We start from the raw sequence: 26740 nt of genomic DNA on the forward strand, positions 1-26740 counted from the left end.
GTTTCCACTTTATTTTCGTATCAGTATTTTTACGTTGCTATTCTCAGATTTTTAAATCTGGTAGATTTGTCGGCAATAAGATACACAAACCAATATTGGAGGCTATAAGGGGCAATCACCGACCAAAGTAGGATAAATAGGCCAAAACCGATTAACCCTTTTTTTAAGGTTGATTTATTTATCATGGTGGTGTCCCTTTATGGGGCGCTTCAAACTATTTAAACTTTGGGGCATTTTTTGATTCAAATGATTTAGCACCATCAAACATGTATCTCATATCAGTCACATTGGAAGTATCCCAATCACCTATTGGTTGATTGAAAGTGGTTGCGTCACGAAACATATATCCCATCTCAGTCACGTTGGAAGTATCCCAATTACCTATTGGTTGATTGAAGGAGGTTGCTTTATTAAACATAGCTCCCATATAGGACACATTGGAAGTATCCCAATCACCTATTGGTTGATTGAAGGAGGTTGCGTCACGAAACATGCCTATCATATTAGTTACATTGGAAGTGTTCCAGTTGCCTATGGGTTGATTAAACGAGGTTGCACTACCAAATATCATGATCATATTGGTCACACTGGAAGTGTTCCAGTTGCCTATGGGTTGATTAAAGGAGGTTGCATAATTAAGCATCATTGACATATTAGTTACATTGGCGGTGTTCCAATTACCAATAGGCTGATTAAAGGAGGCTGCAAGACTAAACATCAAGCTCATATTAGTCACATTGGAAGTATCCCAGCCACTTATTGGTTGATTAAAGGAACTTGCTCTACGAAACATGCCATACATATTCTCTACTTTAGAGGTGTCCCAATCACCTATGGACTGATTAAATAAGTCTGACTCATTAAACATATTGTTCATATTGGTAACCTTGGAAGTATCCCAATCACCTATTGGTTGATTGAATGATTTTGCCTTACCAAACATGCTTTCCATAGTGGTCACATTGGAAGTGTCCCAGTTACCTATGGGTTGATTAAAGGAGGTTGCATTAATAAACACCCCGTTCATACTTATCACATTAGAAGTATTGTGAGCGCCCCATAAACCCACAGGCGCATTATTAGTGAAGGAAGTTCCAAGGAAGAAGTGAATCGATATCTGGCTCTGGTTTGGCCAACTCTTTCATGCACTGAACCAGATAATCGTAAAGGATAAGCCCATTCGCTTTCGCAGTTTCGATGATGCTGTAAAGCATCGCGCTAGCACCTGCACCTTTCGGTGTATCGGAGAATAACCAATTTTTTCTCCCAATAACCAGAGACTTAATTGCACGTTCCGCTCGGTTATTATCGATAGATAAGTGGCCATCTTCCACATACCGAACAAGTTTAGGCCACTGACCAACCGTGTATTTTATCGCTTTACCTAACTGGCTCGATTCTATTACCTTTTGCGATGTCAGCCATTTATGTAAGTCATCCAGCATTGGCTTCGCCAACTTTTGCCGCTCAGTTAATCGCTGCTCTGCGGTTTGGCCTTTCAGGCGAGTTTCCAGTGCATACAGCTTTTGGATTTTCGCCAGCGCGATATCCGCTTTGCCCGCCTTTCCTTTGCCTTGCAGTTTTTTGGCATCCATAAATTTGCGACGTGCGTGAGCAAGGCAGCCAAGGTGTTTCACCTTTGGCAGCCCGTCATAAGCTTTGTAGCCATCCGTTTGTAAATAACCATCGTACTCACCAAGGAAGGCGATAGGACATGCCCTTGAACGACCATTTTGATAATCGAACAAGACGATATTTTTGACCCCTTTCAGACTCGCATCGGGTGAATCCGCACCTGATGCGTAAACCCACATGTAGCATTTCTTGTCTTCTTTAAGGACATTGAGCGGCGTTTCATCCGCTTGCACCACTACTTGCTCCAGAAGGTGTTTTTGCAGAGCTTGATAGAGCGGAGTAAAGTGCTCGCTGACCTGCATGACCCAACGTGCCATGGTCGTTCGGGACAGTTCAATGCCTGATTGCTCGAACAGGCTTTCCTGACGATAAAGTGGCAGTGCGTACTGATATTTGCCTAAAATGATGTTGCTTAGCAGGCTTTCTGTGGCAAAGCTTTTTGGGATAAGACTGGCAGGGGCAGGCTTTTGAACGATGCTGACTTTATCTGCGTCTTTTTCGCACTGGCGACAGCCGTACTTAGGGCGAACATATTCCAGCACCTTCAATACCGCAGGGGTAAACTCAAGCTTTTCGCTGCTGTCTTCACCGATTTTATGCAACGGGTGCTGGCAACACGAGCAGACTTTCTCTTTATCATCCAAGTCCAGCACGATTTGCTCACGCGGTAGGTCTTTAGGAAGAGGTTTGCGTTTACCACGCACTTTTTTGATTGTAGTGGTCGTAACCACTTCTTCTTGCTCATCAGCAGGGGCTTCACATTCCACCTCATTGAACAGGTCACCCTGCGCTTCATCATAAGGTTTGAGTGTTTCGGCACGTTTGGCGAACTGGCGGTCGATAGCCAGTTTGAACTGCTCAAGAAGGGATTCTTTTTCAGCCATCAGGGCTTTCACCATCGCTTGAAGCTCGGCGACATCTTGGCTGTCAGGGTTAATATCAGGCGTCTTTTTCATGGCATTTATTATACTAAAAAGACCATAGGAATACCTGATATATCTGACTTTTATCGTGATTAACTCATTGTAAAATCGTGTATTTCAACCGATTTATGGCCGATTATCGTAAAGCCTGCAAGGAGTCTTTCTAACTCAAATTGGCTTAAAGTAAACACTTGGTTTTTCTCCTTGGACGGCCATTTGAACTTGGCTTTTTCAAGGCGTTTGTACCAAAGAGCAAAGCCCGTTTTATCCCAATAGAGCACCTTCATTTTATCGCGCTGCTTATTGGTAAACAGGAAGAGCGCACCAGAGTTCAGGGACAAATCCGTTTCAGACTCAACCAATGCCGCAAGACCGTTAATGGATTTTCTAAAGTCGACGAACTCACGATAAAGGTAAATCGTAGGGGGATTCACTAACCCTTTCATGATTGAAGCGCACAGATGAGTTTTGCCAAATACTGGGTTGGTGTTCCTTGCGGAACGCTCAACTCGACATCATTAAAACTGAGCGTCATATTCGCCAGTTCAGGTTGAGCCACTTGATAACGGGTAGTTTGCTCAACCACTTCTGCGCGAACAAAGCTACTCTGATGGCTTTCACCTGTCAATTGCAGCGAGCGTCGTTTAGTAAAGAAAGTGGAAAGTGCGAGCTTATTCTGTCGGCAAAATTCTTTCTGGGTTAAAGCGCTGCTTTCGTATTGCTGTAAAAGTCCCAACCATTCCTGGTCACTACGTCGATTAACCATGCTCTTATCTCCTTAATTGTTGGAGTTAAGAGCATAAATTGCCAGTCAGCTTATTTGAATGTGGGGTTTATGGGGCGGATACATTAAGCTGCCAAAAATGAAGCCAATAGAGGCAAATATCCATCGTGAGATCATTGGTAAGGTTAAAAGCATTACTCTCAGTTTGAGGAAAACAGGTAAGTTTTATGCGTCCATTCTTATGGATGATGGCGTTGAAACGCCTAGCTTGATTCACTCAATCGATAAAATCACTGGTATTGATTTGGGGTTATCACACTTTGTTATTCAATCGAACGGTAAGAAAGAAGCTAACCCGCGATTCGTAAAGCGTGCTGAGAAGAATCTTAGACGCAAACAGAAGCAGCTTTCGCGCAAGGCCAAAGGTAGCGCAAACAGAGCTAAAGCTCGTTTGCTTGTTGCAAAAAGCCACGAAAAGACAGCGAACGCTCGCGCTGATTTCCAACATAAACTATCTCGAACACTCGTAGACAAAAACCACGCTGTGATTGTAGAGACATTGAAATCGGCCAATATGATGAAAAACCGCAAACTAGCGAAACACATAGCAGATGCTTCATGGCATAGCTTTGTTGTTAAGCTGGAGTACAAATTGAAAGAGCAAGGCAAACATCTTGTTAAACTCGATCAGTGGTACGCCAGCTCTAAAACATGCCACAGTTGCGGTCATAAAATGAAGGAAATGGATTTATCGGTTCGCAAGTGGGATTGCCCCTCTTGTGGTACTACAGATATAGATCGGGATCTAAATGCGGCTCTTAATATTCGTGATAAAGGTATTCTAGAATTAAAAGCGGCTGGACAGTCGTTTCTGCTTATGGAAGCCGCATAAGCCTCGATACTATCGAGCACTGGCTAACGAAATAAGAAGCATCGCCCAACGGGCGGTGAGTAGTCACCTAGAAAAGTGTTCTTTTATAACCAAATTTACATTTATAGGCCATTAAGACAATGGTCTATTTTCTTTGTATAATTATTGATTATATTGTAAGTACCTAGACAAAATCGATGGAAACTGCATTATAGTACTTTTAGAAGAATTTAAACCTAACCAATTAAATACATTGGTCCATAATTCCGTGTCTAATGTTATCTCATTTAACGCCGTATTTTGAAACGGTTCTTGGTATAAATAAGAGTCACTCATTAAACCTAACGTTTGATATTGTTTAAATAAGCTGAGCAGCTTAGTAATTTTTTCTACTTGCGGATTGTGTTCAGTACATCGATTTATCACAAAGCCTATTTGTACTTTTTTATTGCTAATGGTAGCAAGGTTAGCTATGACCTTTTCAATAAAAGGCAGAGAAGTATGCAGATCTACTGGTGAGGGTTGAAGAGGAATTAAAACAAAATCTGCGACCATCAGATATTTTTTTATCTGACTGTCATCCATATTCGCTGGCGAATCAATAATAATATATTGAGCATCTTTATCGACTTTCACTGATGAAGCAATATGCGAATAACTACGAAAGTTAAAATTAATATGTTGAGCACTTATTTGCTCTATATTTTTTGCCCAAGAATAAGATGAGCCTTGTTTATCACTATCAATAAGCTCTACTCTTTGACGTGCTAAACATAACTTTGATGTGAGATTGACTGCTAGCGTTGACTTACCGACTCCACCTTTGAGGTTGAGTATTAAGATGTTTTTTGATTTTGCGTGAACGATGCTAATTTTACGCCTGAGCATACTAACTACCCCAAACTATACTAAAATACTTAGTGACTGGCAGTCATCAGTATATTGGGATTTAGTGTGTTCAAAAATAGCATAGCGTATTGAAAAAAAAACAATGCATGCAAATTTTCAATAAATAGCAAAAAAATATCGTTATTAATAAATAGCCATTAACATCAACTGTTGTCAAATTGAGCTAAAAGTATTAGCCAATTGAACGGACAGTTGTACACATAGCTTTTTAAACATTTACATCATGTAGGTTGATTGCTTTTATGCAATCCAAGTTAAGCTAAGTGATACGACAACCGTTGCAGTAACAGCAAACATTGTAAGTACAGCTGCTAATTCACGAAGAATTGATGTTGCTTTGCTATCTGATTTTTCTGTTTCTGAGATGATTTGTGAACTTAAAATAGAACTCATAGTATTTACCTTGTGTTTGATTATGTTTGAGTTCACATTATTGCTTAAAGTGTGACCTAAATCAACTTATTTCGTAATTTAATTACCAAATCTTGTTTCTTATTGTAAATAAAGCCTGCTATTACTGAATTTTTTATTCATATAGGCTTTGTTAGATTGTGATTAGTAGTAATTAATATCAATTAGCGTCTAATCGGCAGAACCATTACCATTTAGGTTTTATGCAATACCATTAGCGGATTAGTGCTAATTCACTTATTATTGCTCTACCAAATATTAGGTCGAAACTTATATGTCCAATCACTCCCCCGTTTTAGGTGCAAGCTGGATGCTAACTGCTGGGTTAGCATTTGCCATTGTTAATAGCCTTGCGCAATACGTTAGTATTCACTTTTCTCTTTCCTCAACTTCTGTTGCGTTAATTCAGTATGCGGTTGCGCTGATAGTTATTCTTCCTTATTTAAAAACACTTGGTATAAGGCAATCATTAACAACCCGTCATTTGAAAATGCATATATTTAGGGTCTTTTTGTCTGTTATCGGTATCCAATTATGGATGTGGGCACTCGCTTACCCTGTTCCTATTTGGCAGGGGATCGCTCTATTGATGACATCACCACTGTTTGCGACAGTTGGCTCTGGGTTGTTCCTTAAAGAAAAAGTGGGTCTTGTTCGTTGGGGTGCGACATTGACCGGATTTGCAGGCGCTATGATTATTCTAGAGCCGTGGAGCGAAAATTTTAATCTGGCTTCTTTGTTGCCGATTGGAGCGGCATTTTTTTGGGCCTGTTATTCATTAATGGTAAAAAAACTGTCTACTGACGACTCACCTTCTACTATGGTGGTTTATCTATTGGTACTTATCACGCCATTTAATATTCTATTGGCTGTGCCGGATTGGACCATGCCTAGCAGTGCAACATCGTGGCTATTTTTGGTTGCAGCTGGAGCCATGACAGCGTTGGCTCAATGGGCGATAGTAAAAGCCTATGCGGTTGCAGACGCCTCATTTGTGCAACCTTTCGATCACGCTAAGTTGCCATTGAATGTATTGTTGGGGTGGATTGTATTTGGTTGGGTGCCTCCGGGACGATTATGGTTAGGTGCAGCGATTATTATCGCTGCCGTTGCCTTTATTACTCATTGGGAAAGTAGTGGCCGACGAGTTCTGACTAAAGTTAGTTAAATTTTCTGATTATAATGGTAGATGGTAAATATGATTTACCACCTACCACCTACCACTAAAGAGGCGTTTTAAGCAAAGTTTGTCCTGAATCAATTCTCTGGTGATGTATAAATGACATCGTGTTGCTCTGTAACAAAACTCAGAGCGTAAAATGAAACCATCTCTTGATACCGTCTTATTACAAATAGCTTTAGATTTAAGTCGTTCACAACCTAAAGAACAGCATTATCAAAAACTTATTGACGCTGTAAACCAAGTTTTACCTTGTGATGCGAGTGCTCTATTTATTTTGGATAAAAAAAACTTCTTAGTTCCAGTCGCCGTTAGTGGTTTATCTACATCGGTTTTGGGGAGAAAATTTTTTCCTGACAATCATCCTCGTCTACAACAAATCCTCAATAGTAAGCAACCTATTCGATTTAACGCTTCCTCTGAATTGCCTGATCCATTTGATGGTTTGTTATTAGCCATGCCTGATGAACATATTGATGTACACGATTGTATGGGGTGCAGTTTGTATGTAGAGGACAAAATAGTGGGTATTTTGACCTTAGATGCTCTTGAAGTGGGGGCATTTGAACAAATAGACTCCATAACTATCGAGACCTTTGCCGCCTTGGCTGCTGCAACCTTGCGCAACATTTCATTATTCGAATCCTTGCAAGAATCTAATCGTCAGCAAAAGTCAATTAATCAACAGTTAATCGAGCAAGCAAGAGACAAGCAGGGTAAGTTGGTTGGTGTGAGTTCACAAATGACCTACCTAAAGAATAGTATTGCAATGGTGGCGAAATCTAACTTCTCAGTATTAATTTCCGGCGAAACCGGTACAGGCAAAGAGTTAGTTGCTCACGCGGTACATGAACAATCGGATCGTAGTGACAAGGCGATGATCTATGTTAATTGTGCGGCTTTGCCTGAATCGATAGCAGAAAGCGAACTATTTGGTCATGTTAAAGGGGCTTTTACCGGTGCAAATAACCATCGTGCTGGTAAGTTCGAGTTAGCCAATGAAGGAACGATCTTTCTTGATGAAATCGGTGAATTACCCATTCAACTTCAAGCTAAACTGCTTAGAGTCATACAGCAGGGTGAAGTGCAAAGAGTTGGTGCAGATAAAAATAGCTTTGTTGATGTGCGTATTATTGCGGCAACCAATAGAGATTTGGAAAAAGAAGTGAGTGAAGGGCGCTTTCGATCGGATTTGTTTCATCGATTGAATGTTTTTCCTATTTATATTCCACCTTTACGGGAAAGAGAAGGTGATATTCCTGTTTTAGCCGGCTATTTGTTGGAGAAAGTGCGAACGCAATTCAATATTCCTAACCTACATATTCATCCAAGGTGTATTGAATATATGGAAACTCAGTCTTGGTTAGGCAACGTACGTGAGTTGGAGCATACCTTAATGCGAGTAAGCTTACGAGCGATACAACAAGGGGAGTATATTATTAAACGCAGTCATTTTGGTATGGAAGACAAACCGTTAAAAGAGCCGAATAAACAGGTTAATTTAGCGCTTCAGTCAAAGTCAATGCGTGAAAGTATATTAGATTTCCAAAAGCAGCTTATAGAAAATGCGCTTCAGCAGTCGGATGGAATTTGGGCTAAAGCTGCAGAACGTCTGCAAATGGACCGAGGCAATCTGTATCGAATGGGTAAAAAATTAGGAATCGAATAATGGATATTTTTATCGAGTGGATTCTGCAACGAGTTTATTTATACTGAGTTAGAGATAGATAGGATGTATAAATGACATCAATCGAGATGTTTAAATGACATCATTACAAATGTTACCTTATAATAAAGTCATGAAAAACAATGGGTTAATGGTTGGCACGAATAGTGCTTTAGTTAGTGGAAATCAATTAGCTACCAGCATATAAAAATTGAATAGCTGGTAGCGATAGTAGACTAACTGGAGCTTTATAATGTTTTGTATTCAATGTGAACAAACGATTCAAACCCCTGTCAGTAAAGGTTGTTCTTACACTCAAGGTATGTGTGGTAAGACAGCGGAAGTATCCGATCTTCAAGATGTATTAGTATATTCATTACAAGGTGTCTCTTTTTGGGCCGAAGTCGGCCGTTCAGTCAATGTAATTGATGATGAAATTGATCAATGGGCTCCTAAAGCATTTTTCTCTACTTTAACCAATGTTAACTTTGACCCAGCACGCGTAATTGAATTTGCTCAGCAATCGAATGCCTTTAAAAAACGTTTAGAAGAAAAAGTTCGCGCGGCTGCCTTGGTTACTGGCTTTGATATTCCGACTCTTTCTCCTGCTGCTAAATTTGACCTTCCAAATGATCCTGAAGAGCTTATTAAGCTGGCTCCTCAAGCGGCAGTTAATCGCGGTCATGAAAGTCAACATGAAGATGTTATCGGGCTTCGTTTGTTGTGTTTATACGGTTTAAAAGGAGCGGCAGCTTATCTTGAACACGCACGTGTTTTATCTCAAACCGACGTAGAAGTGTATGGTGAATATCACAAAATAATGGCGTGGTTAGGAACCGATCCTACCGATCTTAAAGCGCTACTCGATATGTCAATGAAGATTGGTTTAGTCAATTATCGCATCATGGAAATGTTGGACAAAGGAGAAACGGATACCTTTGGCCATCCAGAGCCGTCACAAGTTAACGTTAAAACGGTTAAAGGCAAGGCTATTCTAGTCTCTGGTCATGACTTACATGATTTAGAGAAAATACTGCAGCAAACTGAAGGCCAAGGCATTAATGTTTACACCAATGGTGAAATGCTCCCTGGTCACTCATATCCGGAGCTGAAAAAATATCCTCACTTAGTTGGAAATTACGGCAGTGCATGGCAAAACCAGCAAAAAGAATTTGCCAATTTCCCTGGCGCTATTGTGATGACCTCTAACTGTCTACTCAATCCAAATGTAGGCCAATATGCAGACCGTTTGTTTACTCGTAGTATTGTCGGGTGGCCAGGTGTTAGTCATGTTGAAGGTGATGATTTCTCAGCAGTAATAGATTGTGCACTAGCACAAGAAGGTTTCAAACATGATGAAATAGAACAAATGATCACCGTTGGATTTGGTCGCAATGCATTAATGGCTGCAGCTCCTGCTGTAGTGGACCAAGTGAAACAAGGAAACATTCGCCATTTCTTCCTCGTTGGCGGCTGTGATGGCGATAAAGCCGAGAGAAGCTATTACACTGATTTTACCGCACAAGCGCCGGAAGACAGTGTTATTTTGACTTTAGCATGCGGTAAATTCCGTTTTAATAAGGGTGAATTTGGAGACATTAACGGTATTCCGCGTTTGCTTGATGTTGGCCAATGTAACGATGCTTATTCTGCTATTCAGCTGGCTATTGCGTTATCTAAAGAGTTTGATTGCGATATTAACGAGTTGCCACTCACATTGGTTTTATCTTGGTTTGAACAAAAAGCGATTGTTATCTTACTGACGCTATTTGCTCTTGGTTTGAAAGGTATTTATACCGGACCAACAGCGCCTGCTTTCCTAACTGATAATTTGCTCGCTATTATGCAAAAAGAGTTCGATATGCGCAGTATTGGTAACGTAGAAGATGATCTAAAAACCATCTTAGCCGCTTAATTATTGTTTTTGCCGGTAATGATTATTCATTACCGGTTTTTTAATTTTTGTTCGATGGAGATTTTGGAATGTTAGCTTGGCAGCATAGCGATGCGATAGACCTTATTTGTACTGATAAATGGAATGAAACTCCAGACACTATTAGCTTTTCTCTAGCAAGTATAAACCGCGACACACTATTCGATTTTAAACCGGGTCAATTTGTCACACTGGGTTTTTCGTTGTCGGATAAAACCGTCTATCGTGCTTATTCGATTAGTTCTTTACCAATGCACAATCAATTAAAGATGACGGTAAAACGAGTCAATAAAGGATTGGTTTCAAATTATATCGTTGACCAATTAGCGGTTGGCGACCAAGTTACCGCTTTAAAACCGGCAGGAAGTTTTAACAGTATTGATTGCGCACCAAGCAAAAAAGTTCTGATGCTCAGTGCCGGGTGCGGCATAACACCGGTAATTTCAATGGTGAAACAATGGTTGTCAAACAACATTGATATTGATATCGATTTTATCCATCAAGCGAAAAATACAGAAAATACGATCTATTTTTCTGAGCTTGAAGCTATCGCCCAACAACACAAAAATTTTCATTTAAAACTGTTGTTGAAAGACAGCAAGGGGAGTTCCTATCAACAGGGACGTTTTGATCAACAATGGTTAGAAAAACTTTGCCCAGACGTTTTACAACGTACGGTTTATTTGTGTGGGCCTGTTGGATTTATGCAGGATGCGCGTTGCTATCTTGAGCAACTTGATTTTGATATGACTCAGTTTTTTGAGGAGAGTTTTACGCCAGAAGCAAAAAATGTTGTACCAGAGAATGAACCATATGCGCTTGATACGGAGTTAATCAATAGTAGTAAATTAGTCACTGGATCGGTTTCGGTGTCTGTCCCTACATTTGCGGCTCAAGTGGATGTTGAGGTTGATTCCATACTTATTGATGCACTAGAACAGGCCGGAGTGCCGGTTATTGCAGCTTGCCGTAGCGGGATTTGTGGTTCATGTAAGTGTAAGGTTAAAGTAGGAGAAGTAGAGCGCACCAGTACAGAAACATTGACCGACCAAGAAGTGGATCAAGGATTTGTTCTAGCTTGTTCATGTAAAATCAAATCAGATCTAGAAATCAGTTTAAATTAAGTGTGCCTGTTAGTTTAAGCGTTAGTCGTTTACATTCGGGTGGGTCAAATTGAGATCGTATCGGTATCAATGTTTGATAAAAAGCGTAAGTTATTAAGTAGGCGTAAGACAATAATAGGGGAGCAGTAAAATGAAAACCAAAGTGAACGAAAGAATCGTAATTTTAGGTATATCCGATAAGCCAGAACGCTACAGCTTCAAAGCACATCAAAAGCTACTCGATAATGGCTTTATTAATCAAGTTGGAGTGTCCCCTAAAAACTTGTCGCTAACCGATATTGAATTGGTTGATCAGTTAGATAAGGTAACGAACGAGGTGCATACCTTGACTCTATATATTGGAATTGAACGTTTAGAACCGATGATAGAACAAATATTGGCATTATCACCAAAACGTATCATTACCAATCCTGGTACAGAGAATCCAAATTTGATTGATAGAGCAACTAAGCAAGGAATAGAAGTGGTGCAAGGGTGTACACTAGTCATGCTCGATAATGATCAGTTTTAGCCCTAAGTAAAGATTTCAATATCACCTTTGGCTATTCCCGTTTCATCTTGATGTGCTCACAATAACATTTAGCTGCTACCTATCGTTTCACCCTAATCTCATATTTATATAAGTCTATGACTAAATATAACTTCGAAAAAGTTATGGTAATGTTATAGACTCGTTAGTCATTTGAGTTTTTGCTGTAGCGACATTGTAGAATGTGGCCGTATTATAAATACCATGGTTATTGTGAGATTAGCTTTTATGGAAGAAAGTAAACTAGAAGAATATGAAACGATTATCGCCTCCTTACCTGATTTAGTTTTTATTCTCACTGAATCTGGGCGTTATGCTGCGGTGCTAGGAGGAAAAAGTGCCGAGCAGTATCATGATGGATCTTCGCTAGAAGATTCGAAACTAATGGATGTGTTACCTCTTTCAAAAGCCGCTTGGTTTATTGACAGGATTAAACAGACGCTTTCAGCGAACAAATTAATGATTTTTGAATATTCACTCGCGGCTAGCGATGTTGAGAGTATTCGGTCCAGCTCTGGTCCTATAGGAGAGTTGCGCTTTGAAGGCCGAGTCACTCCGCTAAAATCTCTACGATACGGTGAACGTGCTGTTGTTTGGGTGGCACGAAATATAACCAAGCGTTATCAGTTGGAGCAGAAATTAGTTTATCAGGCAGAAGTTGATCCTGTTTCTAATGCGTTCAATCGAAGAAAATTGTTTAAATGTATCGACGAGGCGTTTGAGGATTTTCAAACAGATAAAGAAAATATTAGTTTTCTGCTGCTTGATATTGATGATTTTAAGCAAATTAATGACGAATTCGGCCACCAAGCTGGCGATAGAGTCATACGTCGGCTTGCTAAGTTGTGCAATCTGGAGATTGGAGCGAATGATATCTTTGGACGTATTGGTGGAGACGAATTTGGTATAATTTATAGACGTACAATCGAAGCTTCATTAGCTTTGGGGGAACGATTAAACCAGCTTCTAGTTTCAACTTCTTCCGATATAGGGATTTCTCTTAGTATAGGCGTGAGTCAGTTTGAAGATAGTGATACGAGTATCGAACAAATTTACCATAGAGCTGATCTCGCGTTATATCAATCCAAAAAAGCAGGAAAAAATATATGTTCAAGTTATTGATTTTTATAGATTATAATTGAATGTTAGTGAGTGGATGATAGAAAGCCAATTAAAAAATACGATTATTTTTTAATCAATATCAGTACAAGGTAGCACAATGAATATAGGTATCTACATTTATAAAGACGCTGAAGTGCTAGATTTTTCGGGGCCGTTTGAAGTGTTTAGTACTGCCAAACGATTGGTCACTCATGATTGGAATGTGTTTCTAGTGGCTGAGACAACAGAACCTGTTAGCGCTCGAGGAGGCTTTAAAGTACTACCTCATTACTCATTCGAGAATCATCCGTGTATCGATGTTCTAGTTGTTGTGGGTGGGGTTCATACCGAAGAGATGAATAAGACCCAGGTTCTTAATTGGTTAACGTCGGTTGATCAAAAAGCCAATCGCGTTGTTTCTGTTTGTACTGGTGTATTTTTGCTTGCAAATGCAGGATTAATTGATGGCTTATCGGTAACCACTCATTGGGAAGATATACCGGATTTAATCACGTCCTTTCCTAATTTAGATGTCATTGACGATAAGCGATGGGTTGATTGTGAAAAATACACCACATCCGGTGGAATATCAGCAGGCATAGATATGAGTTTACACATGGTTTCACAACTCCACAGTTTATCATTGGCCAAAACAGTGGCTAGACAAATGGAATATCATTGGCAGGACACCGTATAAAGTTCTGTTATCAAAAGGGCCAGCCTTGTTTTTATCTGACCCTTTAACTATTTTAATCAATTAAAGCGCGATACCATCTATCTCTTTTTCAGCAGCTGCAAAACGTTGCTCTCGTCCTGGCATATTGAGCCCCTCTGCGTAAATAAATGTTACGTCAGTAATGCCAATAAAAGCCAGCACGTCTTTTAAATACTGAGTTTGCGAATCATGAGCGGTATCTTGGTAAATTCCGCCTCGTGCCGCGAGCACAATCGCCTTTTTGTTTTCCATTAAACCAACGGGCTCCGTTTCGGTGTAACGAAATGTCACGCCTGCTCTGGCTACCCTATCTATCCATGCCTTAAAAGTCGAAGGGATACCAAAGTTATACATCGGCATAGCAATCACAAGCGTGTCACTGAGCTTTAATTCGTCGATTAAATTGTCAGAAATGGCTGCTAAATCCGCTTGCTCTTGAGTGCGATCTTTTGCTTCCGTCATCCATGCTGTCATTTCCGGCTGAGTTAAATGAGGTAAAGTATTTTGTGCTAAATCACGTTCAACAATATTAACCGGTGCTTCTGTTGCAAGTTTAGAGACTAACGTTTGCGCAAGAATATTGGACTGGCCTTGATTACCATTTAAAGATGATTTAATGACTAAAATGTTGCTCATACTAATAACTCCTAACAATTTCAATGAATTGGCTTAACGTAATGACGGTATTATTGAGTAAAACAGCCCAGATGAAAATATCTTAATTTAGTATGAATCATTCTATTAAATCGAATGTTCTATGTTAAATTGAGAGAGGTTCAAGATTTACTATGATGTTTGTTTCCATTCATCTTTTCAGTTGCCATTAATAATCATGTCGTTATAAAACGATAACGTATTGAAGTGAGGAAATAATGCTACGAATATCTTTAGAGCAATGGCGTATGTTCCATGCTGTCGTAAAATATGGTGGTTTTAATCAAGCCTCTCAGCAAGTGCACAAAAGCCAATCGAGTATTCATCATGCAGTGAGTAAAATTGAAGAGTCTCTAGGTATTAAATTATTTTCGATTGAAGGACGAAAAACGGTCCTAACCGAAGCCGGTAAAATGATCCTTAGGCGTTCCAGTTATTTACTTGAAGAAGCCAAAAATGTTGAAGATATTGGTATCACCTTAAGTCAAGGTATTGAAACTCATTTGAAAATTGCAGTTGATGAGGTGTTTCCTCGTCAACTGCTTTATAAAGCGCTAGAACAGGTTTCGACAAAATTTCCATTGGTGCAAATTGAATTATTTGAGTCCATATTAAGTGGAGCAAATGAGATGCTTGAGCATGGTGATGCTGAAATAGCGATCTGTGGAAAACCGTTAGAGGGTGGCGTATCCCAAGGCCTTTATCGCATTAAATTTGCCGCTGTTGCTAGTCCGCTTCATCCTTTGCATAGTCTTGGTCGAACTCTGACTTTGGAAGATTTGAAAAGCTATCGACAAATAGTCGTAAGAGACTCGTCTCAGTTGAATAAAAAAGAGAGGGCTAGCGATGGCTGGCTTGAAGCGAATCAACGTTGGACCGTTAGTCACATGCAAAGCTCTATAGACATTATTACCAAAGGGTTAGGATTCGCGTGGCTACCGCTGAGTTTGATTGAAGAGCAATTAAAAAATGGCGATCTTCAATCGCTGCAACTCGGTACCAATAGTGAACGTATGGCACAAGTTTATTTAACGTTCAAAGATGAAGATAGTTTGGGCCCGGTTGCTCGATACTTTTTAGCAGAACTAACAACGCTCTGCCATGACTCATCTGAAGAACATTCTAATTTATAGAATAATAAACTCGAAATTAACTAATTTTAACGGTTCAAAAGAAAGATTAGCATTAATCCCATCAACTTAATTGGAGGGATTTACTTATGAAATATATTAGAAAAGCACAAGACAGAGGCGTTGTGGATTTCGGTTGGTTACAGAGTAAACACAGTTTTTCATTTGGCAGTTATTATGATCCGAGCCATGTTGGCGTATCTGTTTTACGCGTTATTAATGACGATACGGTGATGCCGGGTAAAGGATTTGGTGAGCACGGCCACAATGACATGGAAATCCTATCTTATGTTATTGAGGGGACGTTACAGCATAAAGATAGCACAGGAAATAGTTACGTAGTGCCTGCTGGAGACGTGCAACGAATGAGCGCTGGTCGAGGCGTCACCCATTCTGAATTTAATGCTTCAAATACAGATAAAGTGAAATTTCTTCAGATTTGGATTGAACCGAATGTTAGCGGCATTGAACCCAGTTATGAGCAGAAAAGTTTTCCTAAAAAAGACAATTTGACTTTGCTGGTCAGCCAAAATGGTGACGACGGCTCACTATCGATTAATCAGAACGTAATGATTTCTCGTTTAGTTTTAGAGAAAAACCAAAATATCAGGTTATGTTCTGAATTAGGTATGGGCTATTTACATCTTATTAAAGGACAAATTATGGTTGACGAACAGGTATTTAACCAAGGTGATGCCTTTACTATTGAACCTGATAAGACACTGGTGGTGAAAGCTGATACCTCTATTGAAGCGCTTTGGTTTGATTTACCTTTAGTGTAAATCAATAGTGTAAATCAATAATAACTCGGACTTTATATCGCGCCATATAAGAAGTCTATTTGAATTCTTCAGGATGAGAAAGTAAGGTCTTTTCAGCATAAGTTTTGGCGCGAATGTCCTGTGGATTATAGATAGCACAAGAGTCCATAGATAGACACCCGCAGCCAATACACCCACCGAGATCGTCTTTTAATGCTTGTAATTGCTGAATACGGTGATCGAGCATAGCACTCCAATTTGATGCCATTTGTTGCCAATGTTGACGATTTGGAGCCTGATGCTCTGGTAAGTCCGCCAGAGATAAGGCTATTTCTTCTAGTGTAAGGCCAACCATTTGTGCCGCTTTAATGACGGCGATTCTACGTAACACATTTCTGTGATATCGACGCTGATTACCTTGATTTCTCCAGCTAGAGATAAGTCCCTTTTGTTCATAAAAATGTAAGGTAGAAACCTTCACACCTGATCTTTTTGCTACTTCACCTACCGTCATTTCCATGTTGTACTCCAGTTTGTTTGGTTTTTCTTTCTATTTGTAAAAAAGTGCTTTACCTAAAGTTAACTTGAGGTATTAACCTAGCATTAAATATAAAGTAGATGGAACTAGAAAATGCAGTTACAAGCAAAAACCAGCACTCGGTATTATTTAACCGGTCGATTCTTTGATGGAATTTCATCAGGGTTGTTTATGATGGCATTGCCTTGGATCATGCTCGAAACACCCAATATGGGTGGGTTTGTTGCCATGGTTGCTCTTGGTTGTACCGCTATTTCTTTTGTCATGACACCACTATTTTCAACCTTTATTGACCGCTGCTCGAGAAAAAAAATATTAGTTTGGGTTCAGTGTATACAAGCGAGCGTTGCGGCTATAACTGCTCTGTTTTATGGTTTTGGATATGGATCTGAATGGGTTCTTGCCGCGGTTCAGTTAATTTTTTGGACATCGAGCAATTTGGCATGGTCTACTAATAATGCTTTTACCCAAGAAAACTTTGAACAGGATGAATATGCGGCGATTTCTGGCAAACAAGAGATAATTATGCAGGCAACCACGCTAGGTGCTGGGGCATTAGGTGTTGTGCTACTTGATATTTGGAGTATGGTTGGTTTTTCCTGTTTCGCTGCATTTGCTTCGTTAATTGCGAGTCTTAGCTACTTATTGACACCTTATCGCCGAAAATTAGCTACGGTAAGTTCGGTTAATTTTGTGGCACAGATGAAGGAAAGCAAACAGATTTTTACTCAGCGGCCTCATTTTTATGCTTTTCTTATGTTGTCTGCATTGAGCTATCCAGTATTAACTTTTCTGACTAAGTTGGTTCCAATTTGGTTTTCAGAGGCAGAAATCTCAGGTGAATGGTTTGCTGGTTATAATATCGCTTTTGGGATGGGATCATTAGTCACGGGTTTATTTGTACAAAAATTACTTAAGTTAGCTTCATATCGAATTATCATGATTGTTTCCATGGGGTCGGCTTCAATCATGCTTATAGGGATGAGTGTATCTTTTCTCCCTCATTTATTACTTTTGTTCACTTTGTTCTTTGGCACATTTAATGCGTTAAATCGAATTGCACGCACAAACCTGATGCACCACAGTATAAGTATTGATCAACGTGGTCGAGCGGATGGTGGATTGCAGATGTTTGCTACGTTGGCGCAAAGTATCAGTTATGTGGCGATTGCTGGTTTAAGTTATTACGATATTACTCAACTTGGTTTTCTTCTTGCGGCAGGCGTTATGGTTTGTGCCGTCATTTTAATGCTGCACTTAAATAAACAGACTGGGCTTATAATGGAAATAGCTTAAACCAGTTTGTGGTTGTTAGCAGCTATGGTTGTCATAACAATATTATTAATTGTTTAATAAAACCTACCGAGAATAATTCTGTAAAAAACAAGACCTACGGGCTTTAATTCTTTAAACTTGGTGTGAGCAACCATTCAATTTAAGAGACAATAAATGACTAAAGCTAAAATTGGTATTGTTACGGTTAGTGACCGAGCAAGTGCAGGTGTGTATGACGATCTTTCTGGCCAAGCAATAATTGACACTTTAAATATGTATTTGGTGTCTGACTGGGAACCGATATATCAAGTGATCCCAGATGAGCAAGATATTATCGAAGCGACTTTAATTAATATGGCGGATGAGCAGAATTGCAGCTTGATCGTGACGACGGGAGGAACGGGACCGGCAAAGCGTGATGTTACCCCAGAAGCGACAGAAGCAGTGTGTGACCGTATGATGCCAGGCTTTGGTGAACTGATGCGTGCTGAATCGCTAAAATTTGTTCCAACCGCTATTTTGTCACGTCAAACAGCTGGTCTTCGTGCCGATACCTTAATTGTGAATTTACCGGGTAAGCCTAAATCTATCCGTGAATGTTTAGGTGCTGTTTTTCCTGCTATACCTTATTGTATCGATCTAATGGAAGGACCGTTCTTAGTCTGTAACGAAGATGTGATTAAGCCGTTTCGTCCGAAACAGAAATGACTGTTCATTTTAAGGAGGTCAACGTTTGACCTCTTACGTCGCCTCTCTCAATTTTTATATCAAACACTCATGATTTAGTTTCATTGGTCGATAAAATAGCATTAATACAAAATGACCCAAAGCATAGTGAGTATGTTTTAGAGTGGAAAATTTTTGTTCATTAGTGTGAATAAAACTATATAAATATTTTACCAGGCCCCCTTTTATCTCAGGGGAAATGCTGGATATTTGAAGGAATTACTATGAAATTTAGCCACAAAATAGTTACTGTCTCTTCAGTATTATTGTTAATAACAATTTCACTTCTCTCTTTTAAACAACATGTTACAGTGAATGATGAACTAAACAGTACGATAACAAGCAGCATAGATGATATTGTCGGTAGCGTTTCAAATAATGTTGCTGCAGAACTAGAGGGTAAGAAAAAACTTGCACGTTATATTTCTGATTTAATTAATAGTGATCCAACCACAGAAGAAATACAAAATGTGCTTCAGCAACCAGCATTAGCTGAAGCATTTCTTTTAGTTGGTGGAGGTATGGAAACGGATGGTAAAGCATTTACATCTGATATTAGTTGGGATCCGGGTCCCACATGGGATGCTCGCACCCGTCCATGGTATAAAGACGCCAAAGTAAAAAATGATTTGATAGTCACGGCACCATACGCAGACTCTGTTACCAAAGAGATTGTTATTTCTTTGGCTACACCCATTACTGATAATAATAAATTTATTGGTGCGACATTTTATGATGTCAGTCTTGCTAGCTTAGCCGATATAGTCAATCGAGTTGAGCTATTTGATGCCGGACAGTTATTTATTATAGATACTAAAGGTACAACTATTGCCCATCCAGATCAGGATAAAAATGGTAAATTATTTTCGTCTTATGAGCCTGATGTCCAGATAAAAGAAGGAAGACAAAAAGTCACGATTGAGGGTAAAGAATACGGTTTTGATTTTGTGAGAATAGCCGGAAGTGATTGGTATGTTGGGGCAAAAGTTGATTTTGATATTGCTATGAAAACCGTTGATAATGTGCAAAATTCGTCGATCATGTACACATTCATTGCCGTTATTGTGTCCACAATAGTATTGCTCATCAGTATCACTAAGTTGATGGCACCACTCAGGACATTAAATATGGCTATTAAGGATGTTGCATCAGGTCAAGGCGACCTTACAAAACGCTTAGATACCAATACCGATCCAGAGTTTTCTGAACTTGCAGAAAATTTCAACCAGTTTACTGACATTTTGCATGGGCAAATTACGCAATTAAAAAATATTAGTAGTAATGTTATGCAAGGTGTATCCCAAACGGCAAAAAATGCAGAACAGTCGTCAGGTGCAATGACAGAACAGCTAGAAGAATTAGAGCAACTAGCCACTGCAATGAATGAAATGACGGCTACGTCTAATGATGTTGCTGGCAATGCTCAGAGCGCAGCGTCTATCGCGAAAGACGCCGATGAGGCTACGCAAAAAGGCGTACAAGAAGTCAGCTTAACGACGCAAGCTATTGATCAACTATCGGATAAAATTGATTTGGCGGTGACGGAAGTTAAAGTTCTTGAAGATGCTACAAGCAGTATAGAAACGGTTCTACAAGTGATTAATGATATTGCTGATCAGACTAATCTATTAGCGTTAAATGCTGCGATTGAAGCCGCGAGGGCTGGTGAGCAAGGACGTGGATTTGCAGTAGTAGCCGATGAGGTTCGTTCTCTTGCTCAAAGAACGCAAGAATCGACTACTGAAATCCATTCAATGATTGAACATCTTCAGAATGGAACGACGTCTGTTGCTGCAGCTATGAATCAAAGTAAATCTAGCGCTGACAATACCGTTTCTAAAGCTCAGGAAGCCGATGAGGCATTGCAAAATATTCGCAATGCGATTCAACAAATATCGGATCTTAACTTACAAATAGCATCTGCCGCGGAAGAACAAAGCTTAGTATCTGAAGAAATTAATACCAATACGTTAAAAATTAAAGATCTTTCACTAGAGGTATCTAATGGGGCAGGACAAGCTAATTTAGCCATGCAGGAACAAGTTGGAAATATCAAACAGCAGAGTGCAATTTTAGACAAATTTACCGTTTAGAATAGCCCATAATTAAAATTACAGTCTTTAAGCATAAAAAAGCACGAACCGTAAATCATAAATTTACACCGTTCGTGCTTTAATATTTTAATAACCAAATAGTTAAGATATATTATTTTGGCTTATTTTTTTACGTTACGCTTACGGTAACCAGCAAAGCCTAATAACCCTACCGCAAAAATAGCTAATGAACTTGGCTCTGGAATTTCAGTGGTTGATACAGCTTGTTGGGTAACGCTTGAATAAATAGTATTATCTTGACTAAGGTTATAGAAACCGAACGAGCCGTCGCTGAAAGAGCCACTAACACTCAGTTCCAATATATCATTTACGTAGACTTCAATTAATGAAGAGGTAAACAGTAAGTCAAATGAGTAGGTAGTGTAGTCTGACCAACCTGTTAAACCTAAATTTGTTGCTCGAGCAAGCTCCTCAACAATACCTCCATCAACGTGAGTCCAGAAGTCCGAGTTTACAATTTCTGACGATGCCGATGGAGCAGTAAATGCGCCAGTTACTCGTGAAATAGCAAGGCCCGCTTCAGCAGTATTCTGCTCCGCTTGTCTCCAATCGATTAGCAGGTAATCAGCAGCGTCGTTATTTAGGTCACCAGTGTTATAACCAAGTACAAAACCGATGAAGTCATCATCACCTGATGTATTAACCGTAATTTCACCTGATAGCTGTTGATTTTGGCTATCTTCACCATTAAAGAATACGGTTGGGTAGCTGTTGATGGTTTGAACGACGCTATTGTTATCTGCCGAGATATCCCAAGTCCCTTTTCCTTCTGAAGTCCATGTCGACAAATCAATTAGTGCAGCGTTAGCACTACCGATAAAACAAACAGACGCTAACGTTGCAACCGAAAATAGATTTTTTTTCACTTTTTATCTCTCTTTATAATTGTATTATTTGTATCACTTTCTTGTGATTAGAGTGATATAAGCAAATTTTATGCCGTCCATATAAATCAATGACTTACATTGTAATCTGAATTTATTGTAAATAATACTGACACTTATGCTGGCATTCAGTGTTACATTTTTAATGCGATATTGGTTCCAAATTGGTTGTTGATAGTAAAGATGATGTAAGATATTGATATAAAGAAATATTTTATTTATTTTTAATGGATTTAGTGGTTAAGTACGTCATTTATACAGTGTAAAAAAACCTGACAAGTAGTCACAGTTTGACAATTTAGATGGTGAATGCCGTATATAACTTGATTGCGTAAGATTAATACGGTGAAAAATATAGATTAAAAGTGTAGTGACTAGTCACCGCCCGTTGGGCGATGCTTCTTATTTCGTTAGCCAGTGCTTGATAGTATCGAGTCTTATGCGGCTTCCATAAGCAGAAACGACTGTCCAGCCGCTTTTAATTCTAGAATACCTTTATCACGAATATTAAGAGCGGCATTTAGATCCCGATCTATATCTGTTGTACCACAAGAGGGGCAATCCCACTTGCGAACTGATAAGGGCATGTCTTCCATTTTATGACCGCAACCGTGGCATGTTTTAGAGCTGGCGTACCACTGGTCGAGTTTAACAAAATGTTTGCCTTGCTCTTTCAACTTGTACTCCAACTTAACAACAAAGCTATGCCATGAAGCATCTGCTATGTGTTTCGCTAGTTTGCGGTTTTTCATCATATTGGCCGATTTCAATGTCTCTACAATCACAGCGTGGTTTTTGTCTACGAGTGTTCGAGATAGTTTATGTTGAAAATCAGCGCGAGCGTTTGCTGTCTTCTCGTGGCATTTTGCTACAAGCAAACGAGCTTTAGCTCTGTTTGCGCTACCTTTGGCCTTGCGCGACAGCTGCTTCTGTTTACGTCTAAGATTCTTCTCAGCACGCTTTACGAATCGCGGGTTAGCTTCTTTTTTACCGTTCGATTGAATAACAAAGTGTGATAACCCCAAATCAATACCAGTGACTTTATCGATTGAGTGAATCAAGCTAGGCGTTTCAACGCCATCATCCATAAGAATGGACGCATAAAACTTACCTGTTTTACTCAAACTGAGAGTAATGCTTTTAACCTTACCAATGATCTCACGATGGATGTTGGCTTTAACTGGGGTCACCTTGGGGAGTTTAATCGCACCATCAAGAACCTTAACACCAACACAGTGATAGCTAGATTGCTTGCCGTGTCTGCGTTTAAAGTTTGGGTATTTAGCTCTTAATTTTGGATTAAAGAAGTTATCAAAAGCAGAGTGCAGATTAATGACTGATTGCTGTAAGGCAATCGAGTCATATTGTTTAAGCCAGTGGTACTTTCGTGATTTCTTGGCAACGGAAAGTAATGGCTTTATATCCTTTTTAGGATTCAGTGTTACGCTATGTTTGCGGTACATGTGAGACTTTAAGTGCAGAGCTTTATTATACGCAAAACGCACAGCGCCAAACTGAGCTATTAAAAACTCAGCTTGTTCTTGCGTAGGGTAAATGCGTACTTTAGTAGCTCTTAACATTTTCAGTGCTCATGTGTAGAGTGACTATATTATATTGCTCTAATAAGGTGTTGTAAAGTGAGTGCGTTTGATAATGGTCAGCTAGATGGCTACCTCAGAAAAAGACATAGCGTTAGCAAATTGGTCGTGCATTTGGTGTTCACAACCAAGTACCGACGTAATTTGTTTACTGGAGTGATGATTGAGCAATTAAGAGAGGCTTTTGAGTCCGCTTGTGTAAAGCTTGAGTGTGAATTGATAGAAATGCATGGCGAACAGGATCATGTTCATTTATTAATAACCTACCCACCAAAACTATCGGTTAGCGTCATGGTGAACAACCTTAAATCCATTTCATCAAGAATGTTGAGGCTGCAAAATACACACCTTACAAGGCAAAGCAAAAGTGTCGCTTTGTGGTCACGTTCTTATTTTGCCTGTACAGCAGGAGGGGCAACAATCGAAACACTCAAGGCATATGTCGAAAGCCAATCACCACCAGATTAAAGTTCTACGAACTTTACGCCTTATATCCCCGCTCTATTGGGCGAGGGTTTACGGCGAAATTGCTAAGCTGATTAGTTGGTGTTGAGCTGCTTAAAGTATTCCTGCATCATCAATGCTAACAGCGGATGTTTCTCATCTGAAAATATTCGGTATTTCTACTCAATAATGGATCATCTATATGAGAATAGTAAAAGTAAATTTAAAAAATTTAGAGCTAATTACGCCTCTTTTCGATTCATATCGAGTTTTTTATGGCCAAGTAAGTGATTTGTCAGTGGCACGCGAATTTATTAAAGCTCGGGTTGAGAATGAGCAGTCAATCATTTTTTTGGCTATCGATAATAACGATAAAAGTGTTGGTTTTACTCAACTGTATCCTAGTTTTTCGTCTGTTTCAGTAGCAAGAACTTGGATTCTTAATGATCTTTACGTAGTCGAAGAAGCACGAAAGCAAGGGGTAGCTAAAATGTTAATGAATGCCGCCAGAGAACTTGCTGTTAATGATAAAGTGAAAGGATTAGTGTTAGAGACTGCCGCGGATAATATAACGGCTCAATGTTTGTATGAGTCTTTAGGATATGAAAAGGAATTAGGGATATACCATTATTTTTTGAATTTGAAATAAGACCGCCTCAAAACTACTTAAGTGGTTTTGAGGAGACAAATGAATGAGATCGGAGTCATGTTCTGCTGTGAAATTTGCACAATCTATATTTTTTTCTCAAGTAAAATCAAAAATGACCGATTATATAGTTAATAGTAATAAATCAATCGTCATCGATATTTAGCTTCTATTAATTTAAGCTTTTTTTATTTAAGTATTAGCGCAAGGAACTCTAATGATTAAAGTCGCAACCTCACCGGTGGAAATTACCTTCATGACTGACGAGCTTATTGTCAGCAAGACTGACCGTAATGGTAATATAACTTACGCTAATAGAACATTTATGAAAGTGTCTAATTTTTCAGAACAAAAAATTCTTGGTAACCCACACAATATTATTCGACATCCAGATATGCCAAAAGGGGTGTTTTATGGGCTATGGAAAACACTCAAATCAGAGAGAGAATTTTTTGGCTTTGTTAAAAATATTACCGCAGATGGAAACTACTATTGGGTTTTTGCCAATATTACGCCTGATTATCTTGATGGTAACGTGGTTGGATATTACTCGGTTCGCCGTAAAGCCTCTCAACAGGCCGTTGCCACAATAGAGCCTTTCTATCAACAAATGCTGGCTCTCGAAAAAAATAACAAATCATCAAATGTAGCGGAACATTCATGGCAATGGCTAACTCAACAACTGCAAGACACTATGGATATGAACTATGAGCATGCAGTGTTATCGGTTTATCAAAATAACCAAGAACAAGGATGATCATGAAAACAAGTAATGTAAGTAAAGGCATTCCCCTGATAAATAAGAAATTTCTGCTAGTGTGTCTAGTGTTTATCAGTGTTATTTTGACGTTAGTATTTTTTAATTCTTATATTTATGGATTTAATTATCTTTCGGTATCAATGCTAGTGCTCTCTGTGTTCTTTTCTATCTATGCTTATTACGATCATAAAACCTATATTCAAGCACTGCATCGATTAAAAGAAGTATTAGATTCTGCTTGTGAAGGTGATACACATATTAGAATTACCAATACCAAAGGGCTAGGTGAAATTGGTCATGTTGCATGGGCATTGAATGACTTTCTCGATATTGTGGAAACCAACTTTAAAGAGCTATCAAACAGTTTTCAATCTGCTAGCCGTAGAGAGTTTTATCGTAAAGGCTTAAAAGCAGGTTTACCAGGCGAGTTTGGTGTGATGATGGATAACGTTAATATTGCTTTGGAGGGAATGCACAACGCGGATGTTTTTTCTCGCCAAAACCGTTTATTGAGTGAATTGCATCATGTAAACACGTCTAATCTGTTAACTAATTTAAAAAATAACCAACAAGATTTATCTTCATTATCAGATAAAATGGATGGTGTGTTGAGTATTGCTGGCGATAGTCGTGATGGCGCAAATAATAGCCGAGAGTCCGCAGCAGAATTGCGCCAATCATTAGTGGAAGTGAATAAAAGAATGCAGAGTATGGAGCAAACAGCGCATATTCTAGGGAAAGAAAGTGTCAGAATTTCAGACACAATTAAATTAATTACAGGTATTGCAGAACAAACTAACCTATTGGCACTTAATGCGGCCATCGAAGCGGCTCGAGCGGGAGAGGTAGGAAGAGGGTTTGCAGTTGTAGCAGATGAAATACGTAATCTAGCTGATAGGACTCGAATATCCTCAGCTGAAATTAATGACATTATTAGCCACTTGACAGAGCAAATAGAAAAGATGGTTTCTCAAACTTTACTGGTCGGTGAAAATACAAAAATTATCGGTAATAAAGTAGACAGTTTTTATGAGAACTTTGATCAAGTTGTAAACTCATCAACCACAACAATCGATTTGATGAATCAAACTAAAGATCGAGCATTTGCCACTTTGATTAAACTTGATCATGTGATCTATATGCAAAATGCTTATATTGCTATCGAAAAGGGTGGGGAAGGAACAGAAGCAGATGCTGTTAAAGTTGACCACTTTAATTGTCGTCTAGGTGATTGGTTCTATCAAGGCGCTGGCCACACTAGCTTTAGTCAATATTCAGCTTATCCTAAGCTTGAAGTACATCATAAAAAGGTACATTCAAATATTCATAAAGCGGTTGAACTGGTTAAGAATGATTGGTTAAACGATGATTCTACCTTGAAAAATTTGGTTGGTTGTCTGCAATTGGCAGAAGATGAAAGCAAAGGTGTAGTGAGTAAGATCAATGAGTTATTAGATCAAAAAGAAAGTTAACGTTTACAAGTAACGAA

Annotated in this window: 27 protein-coding genes; 17 read left to right on the top strand and 10 right to left on the bottom strand. The window is 39.2% G+C overall.

All coding sequences use genetic code 11. From position 1 onward, the window contains the following. Positions 1-214 precede the first annotated feature (214 nt). From ACLKML_RS06385 to tnpA (ACLKML_RS06400), 4 genes are read right to left on the bottom strand one after another with little or no spacing between them, the layout of a single operon-like run. The gene (locus ACLKML_RS06385; RefSeq protein ID WP_413282879.1) at positions 215-1027 is read right to left on the bottom strand and encodes a BspA family leucine-rich repeat surface protein; all 813 of its coding nucleotides are present in this window, start codon (positions 1025-1027) and stop codon (positions 215-217) included. A gap of 52 nt (positions 1028-1079) precedes the next feature. After that, a complete protein-coding gene (tnpC, locus tag ACLKML_RS06390; RefSeq protein WP_413282880.1) occupies positions 1080-2591 on the bottom strand; it encodes an IS66 family transposase in 1512 nt (503 codons plus the stop codon). 59 nt (positions 2592-2650) lie between these two features. After that, the gene (tnpB, locus tag ACLKML_RS06395; protein ID WP_413282881.1) at positions 2651-3004 is read right to left on the bottom strand and encodes an IS66 family insertion sequence element accessory protein TnpB; all 354 of its coding nucleotides are present in this window, start codon (positions 3002-3004) and stop codon (positions 2651-2653) included. Then, the gene (gene tnpA, locus ACLKML_RS06400) at positions 3001-3324 is read right to left on the bottom strand and encodes an IS66 family insertion sequence element accessory protein TnpA (protein ID WP_413282882.1); all 324 of its coding nucleotides are present in this window, start codon (positions 3322-3324) and stop codon (positions 3001-3003) included. The genes tnpB and tnpA (ACLKML_RS06400) overlap by 4 nt, the downstream gene beginning before the upstream one ends. 58 nt (positions 3325-3382) lie before the next feature. Between tnpA (ACLKML_RS06400) and ACLKML_RS06405 the strand changes: the two genes are divergently transcribed. Next, the gene (locus ACLKML_RS06405; protein ID WP_413282883.1) at positions 3383-4174 is read left to right on the top strand and encodes an RNA-guided endonuclease TnpB family protein; all 792 of its coding nucleotides are present in this window, start codon (positions 3383-3385) and stop codon (positions 4172-4174) included. 141 nt (positions 4175-4315) lie between these two features. Here the strand turns inward: ACLKML_RS06405 and ACLKML_RS06410 are convergent, their stop codons facing one another. Together ACLKML_RS06410 and ACLKML_RS06415 are read right to left on the bottom strand one after the other, a co-directional pair. Further along, entirely contained in the window at positions 4316-5041 is a 726-nt protein-coding gene (locus tag ACLKML_RS06410) for a ParA family protein (RefSeq protein WP_413282884.1), read from the bottom strand. 261 nt (positions 5042-5302) lie between these two features. Further along, positions 5303-5455, bottom strand: coding sequence for a hypothetical protein (locus ACLKML_RS06415; RefSeq protein WP_413282885.1), 153 nt, complete (start codon positions 5453-5455; stop codon positions 5303-5305). A gap of 292 nt (positions 5456-5747) precedes the next feature. On the opposite strand from ACLKML_RS06415, the gene ACLKML_RS06420 reads away from it, so the two are divergent. The 7 genes from ACLKML_RS06420 (at position 5748) to ACLKML_RS06450 (ending at position 13703) form a co-directional block, all read left to right on the top strand. After that, positions 5748-6641: a DMT family transporter gene (locus ACLKML_RS06420; protein WP_413282886.1), complete on the top strand. Its 894-nt coding sequence runs from the start codon at positions 5748-5750 to the stop codon at positions 6639-6641. Positions 6642-6792: 151 nt separating this feature from the next. Continuing rightward, positions 6793-8322, top strand: coding sequence for a nitric oxide reductase transcriptional regulator NorR (gene norR / locus ACLKML_RS06425; RefSeq protein ID WP_413282887.1), 1530 nt, complete (start codon positions 6793-6795; stop codon positions 8320-8322). A gap of 250 nt (positions 8323-8572) precedes the next feature. Beyond that, the gene (hcp, locus tag ACLKML_RS06430) at positions 8573-10234 is read left to right on the top strand and encodes a hydroxylamine reductase (protein ID WP_413282888.1); all 1662 of its coding nucleotides are present in this window, start codon (positions 8573-8575) and stop codon (positions 10232-10234) included. 68 nt (positions 10235-10302) lie between these two features. Beyond that, positions 10303-11376 carry a 2Fe-2S iron-sulfur cluster-binding protein gene (locus tag ACLKML_RS06435; protein WP_413282889.1) on the top strand — a complete coding sequence of 358 codons (1074 nt, stop codon included), beginning with the start codon at positions 10303-10305 and terminating at the stop codon, positions 11374-11376. 130 nt (positions 11377-11506) lie between these two features. Continuing rightward, positions 11507-11887 carry a CoA-binding protein gene (locus ACLKML_RS06440; RefSeq protein WP_413282890.1) on the top strand — a complete coding sequence of 127 codons (381 nt, stop codon included), beginning with the start codon at positions 11507-11509 and terminating at the stop codon, positions 11885-11887. Between the two features lie 246 nt (positions 11888-12133). Continuing rightward, entirely contained in the window at positions 12134-13027 is an 894-nt protein-coding gene (locus ACLKML_RS06445) for a GGDEF domain-containing protein (protein WP_413282891.1), read from the top strand. 97 nt (positions 13028-13124) lie between these two features. Continuing rightward, the gene (locus ACLKML_RS06450; protein ID WP_413282892.1) at positions 13125-13703 is read left to right on the top strand and encodes a DJ-1/PfpI family protein; all 579 of its coding nucleotides are present in this window, start codon (positions 13125-13127) and stop codon (positions 13701-13703) included. 60 nt (positions 13704-13763) lie between these two features. Here ACLKML_RS06450 and ACLKML_RS06455 read toward each other — a convergent pair whose 3' ends face one another. Then, positions 13764-14357, bottom strand: a complete 594-nt coding sequence (locus ACLKML_RS06455) for an FMN-dependent NADH-azoreductase (protein WP_413282893.1) — start codon at positions 14355-14357, stop codon at positions 13764-13766. A gap of 236 nt (positions 14358-14593) precedes the next feature. Between ACLKML_RS06455 and ACLKML_RS06460 the strand changes: the two genes are divergently transcribed. Both ACLKML_RS06460 and ACLKML_RS06465 read left to right on the top strand, forming a co-directional pair. Then, positions 14594-15508: a LysR family transcriptional regulator gene (locus tag ACLKML_RS06460; RefSeq protein ID WP_413282894.1), complete on the top strand. Its 915-nt coding sequence runs from the start codon at positions 14594-14596 to the stop codon at positions 15506-15508. A gap of 86 nt (positions 15509-15594) precedes the next feature. Continuing rightward, entirely contained in the window at positions 15595-16287 is a 693-nt protein-coding gene (locus tag ACLKML_RS06465; protein WP_413282895.1) for a pirin family protein, read from the top strand. 55 nt (positions 16288-16342) lie between these two features. On the opposite strand, the gene soxR is transcribed toward ACLKML_RS06465, so the two are convergent. Next, on the bottom strand, positions 16343-16786 hold the full coding sequence (soxR, locus tag ACLKML_RS06470; protein WP_413282896.1) for a redox-sensitive transcriptional activator SoxR: 444 nt from the start codon (positions 16784-16786) through the stop codon (positions 16343-16345). 111 nt (positions 16787-16897) lie between these two features. Here soxR and ACLKML_RS06475 point away from each other — a divergent pair, with 111 nt between their 5' ends. The 3 genes from ACLKML_RS06475 (at position 16898) to ACLKML_RS06485 (ending at position 20898) form a co-directional block, all read left to right on the top strand. Then, positions 16898-18100 carry an MFS transporter gene (locus ACLKML_RS06475; RefSeq protein ID WP_413282897.1) on the top strand — a complete coding sequence of 401 codons (1203 nt, stop codon included), beginning with the start codon at positions 16898-16900 and terminating at the stop codon, positions 18098-18100. 153 nt (positions 18101-18253) lie between these two features. Continuing rightward, positions 18254-18787, top strand: a complete 534-nt coding sequence (gene mog / locus ACLKML_RS06480; RefSeq protein ID WP_413282898.1) for a molybdopterin adenylyltransferase — start codon at positions 18254-18256, stop codon at positions 18785-18787. Positions 18788-19029: 242 nt separating this feature from the next. Continuing rightward, positions 19030-20898 carry a methyl-accepting chemotaxis protein gene (locus ACLKML_RS06485; RefSeq protein WP_413282899.1) on the top strand — a complete coding sequence of 623 codons (1869 nt, stop codon included), beginning with the start codon at positions 19030-19032 and terminating at the stop codon, positions 20896-20898. A gap of 122 nt (positions 20899-21020) precedes the next feature. On the opposite strand, the gene ACLKML_RS06490 is transcribed toward ACLKML_RS06485, so the two are convergent. Beyond that, positions 21021-21785 carry a PEP-CTERM sorting domain-containing protein gene (locus ACLKML_RS06490; protein ID WP_413282900.1) on the bottom strand — a complete coding sequence of 255 codons (765 nt, stop codon included), beginning with the start codon at positions 21783-21785 and terminating at the stop codon, positions 21021-21023. A gap of 455 nt (positions 21786-22240) precedes the next feature. Continuing rightward, complete coding sequence (locus ACLKML_RS06495; protein ID WP_413282901.1) at positions 22241-23383, bottom strand: RNA-guided endonuclease InsQ/TnpB family protein; 1143 nt, start codon at positions 23381-23383, stop codon at positions 22241-22243. A gap of 57 nt (positions 23384-23440) precedes the next feature. Here ACLKML_RS06495 and tnpA (ACLKML_RS06500) point away from each other — a divergent pair, with 57 nt between their 5' ends. From tnpA (ACLKML_RS06500) to ACLKML_RS06515, 4 genes are all read left to right on the top strand, one after another. Beyond that, positions 23441-23869, top strand: a complete 429-nt coding sequence (gene tnpA, locus ACLKML_RS06500; protein ID WP_413282902.1) for an IS200/IS605 family transposase — start codon at positions 23441-23443, stop codon at positions 23867-23869. A 178-nt stretch (positions 23870-24047) separates the two neighbouring features. Then, positions 24048-24494, top strand: coding sequence for a GNAT family N-acetyltransferase (locus ACLKML_RS06505; protein WP_413282903.1), 447 nt, complete (start codon positions 24048-24050; stop codon positions 24492-24494). A gap of 214 nt (positions 24495-24708) precedes the next feature. After that, the gene (locus tag ACLKML_RS06510; RefSeq protein WP_413282904.1) at positions 24709-25248 is read left to right on the top strand and encodes a PAS domain-containing protein; all 540 of its coding nucleotides are present in this window, start codon (positions 24709-24711) and stop codon (positions 25246-25248) included. 2 nt (positions 25249-25250) lie between these two features. Continuing rightward, complete coding sequence (locus tag ACLKML_RS06515; RefSeq protein ID WP_413282905.1) at positions 25251-26723, top strand: methyl-accepting chemotaxis protein; 1473 nt, start codon at positions 25251-25253, stop codon at positions 26721-26723. Positions 26724-26740 lie beyond the last annotated feature (17 nt).

It is taken from the genome of Vibrio sp. MA40-2, assembly GCF_047302445.1.
Classification (GTDB): domain Bacteria; phylum Pseudomonadota; class Gammaproteobacteria; order Enterobacterales; family Vibrionaceae; genus Vibrio.